Source organism: Brevundimonas diminuta ATCC 11568, from assembly GCF_000204035.1.
In the GTDB taxonomy this organism is placed as follows: Bacteria; Pseudomonadota; Alphaproteobacteria; order Caulobacterales; family Caulobacteraceae; genus Brevundimonas; species Brevundimonas diminuta.
Map to the genome: position 1 here is coordinate 2,097,325 of NZ_GL883086.1, position 2,010 is coordinate 2,099,334.

2 protein-coding genes are annotated in these 2,010 nt (G+C 69.3%); both read right to left on the bottom strand.

Features of this window, described 5'->3' with window-relative positions; translation table 11 throughout:
* A partial coding sequence (locus BDIM_RS14035) for a DUF4167 domain-containing protein (protein ID WP_248601221.1) occupies positions 1-683 on the bottom strand: 683 nt, incomplete at its 3' end.
* A 277-nt stretch (positions 684-960) separates the two neighbouring features.
* Positions 961-1,869, bottom strand: coding sequence for a peptide chain release factor N(5)-glutamine methyltransferase (gene prmC, locus BDIM_RS14040; RefSeq protein WP_040346275.1), 909 nt, complete (start codon positions 1,867-1,869; stop codon positions 961-963).
* Positions 1,870-2,010: the final 141 nt, after the last annotated feature.

Consider the following 2,010-nt stretch of genomic DNA (forward strand, 5'->3'; position numbering starts at 1 on the left):
GCGTCCGCCCCGGCCTCGACGGCGGGCGCCTCATGCGCACGCTCTTCGGTCGGAACCTCGGAGGCCGGGCCGCCGTCCTGACCGGACTCATCGGCGTCGGCGATCTCGGATTCGCCGTTCTCGAAACGACGGTTGCGCTCCTCGCGGCGGCGCTCCCAACGCTCGCGGCGGGATTCGCGGCGGCCGCCTTCGCGGTTGTCGCCGTCGCCGTTTTCACGCGGTTCGCGGGGTTCACGAGGCTCACGGGGCTCGCGGTCGCGGTTGGCCTCGCGCTCGGCGCGTTCAGCCTGACGGCGAGCCTCTTCCTCGACGCGGCGCTCCTCGGCCTGCTGGGCGGCGATGATGGCCGCCGCCTGGGCGCCCGACTCGTCCTCGAAGTCGATGTCGAAGCCCTGGCCCGCCTGTTCGCGCTGGGCGATCTCGCTGACCGAGCGCTGAGGCTGGAGCGCGCGCAGGACGCGGAAATAGTGTTCGGCGTGCTGGGTGTAGTTTTCGGCCAGAACGCGGTCGCCGGCGGCCGCGGCGTCGCGGGCCAGCTGCATATAGCGTTCATAGACGGTCTGGGCGTTGCCCCGGACCTTGATGTTCTCGGGGCCTTGCGAGTCCCACGAACGGTTCGGATTGGTCGCGTTGGCGTTATTGCCGCCGCCGGGCTTACGGTTGCGTCCGCGTTGACGCTTCATGCCCTTGAAATCTCTCATCGGAGCTTACCGTGTTGGTGCGGGCCGCCGTCGCAGAAGACGGGCGAGACCCTGTTCGTCGTTCCGTTCGTTCGGGGCCGATCCCCGGTGCGAGCTGTTCGGAAAACCGTGCGTCCCCCGTGGTCCGCCACGTCCGTCTGAGGGGCGCGGCCGTCACTGAACTCCGACACGCTTAATCGAGCGAACCGGCTCGAAAAGGGTGCGTCTGAGTGGGGAACACCACGGACTTAGCGCGCGCCGAGACGCTTTCCAAGGGTTTTTATTGCAACGGCGCTTCGGCTTCGGGGATCGGGCCCACGCGCGGGTCCGGGCCGTTGGTGACGACGCGGTCGCGATCCGACAGATCCTTCACGACCTTGACGTCGGTGAAGCCCGCCGCTTCGAACAGGGCCTTGACCGCCTGGCCCTGGTCCCAGCCGATCTCGACGGCGAAGACGCCTTGCGGGCGCAGGATGCGGGCGATCTCGGGCGCCAGGTCGCGATAGGGCTGCAGTCCGTCAGGGCCGCCGTCCAGCGCCAGATGCGGATCGTGCTCGCGCACCTCGGGGTCCAGACCGGCGATGTCCGCAGTCGGGATATAGGGCGGATTGGACACCACCAGGTCGAAGCTGTCGTCGGCGAAGCCCGCCGCCCAGTCGGTGCGCATGAAGGTGCAGCGGTGGTTCAGGTCCAGATTGGCCGCGTTCTCGCGCGCCACGGCGATGGCCTCGGTCGAGATGTCGGTGCCGACGCCGCGCGCGCCGCGCCGCTCGGCCAGGGCGGCGAGCAGGATGGCGCCCGAGCCCGTGCCCAGGTCGGCCATGTCGAAGGCGGTGTTGGGCGGGAAGGCGCGGACGATGACGTCCACCACCGTCTCGGTGTCGGGGCGCGGGCTGAGCACGTCGGGGGTGACGTTCAGCATGATCTTCCAGAAGCCCTTGCGGCCCAGGATGCGCGACACCGGCTCGCGGCGCAGGCGGCGATCCACCATGGCGTCCAGCGCCAGGGTTTGCTCAGGCGAGAGCGCACGGTAGGGGTCGTTCAGGATGTCGACGCGGCCTGCGCCCGTCGCCGCCTCGAGCATCAGGCGGGCGTCGATGGAGGGGCTGTCGATGCCGGCGGCCTTCAGGCGCGCCTGGGCGCCTTTCCAGGCGGTCAGCAGGGTCGGTTTGGGGTTCTGATCGGACATTCCGGGTGATTGGGGTCTGCGACGGATGATTTCAAGACGGAACGGCCGGCTAGCGTGGCCGTTGAAGGGCGAATGGGGATGAAACCACAGTCGAATCATCGCGCGTCTCGCGCCCGGAAGCGTCGTCCGGCGCGTCGCGCG

What these genes read in the sequence shown, in the direction of transcription:
- prmC (WP_040346275.1), bottom strand. Translation starts at nt 1,869, where the DNA reads ATGTCCGATCAGAACCCCAAACCGACCCTGCTGACCGCCTGGAAAGGC.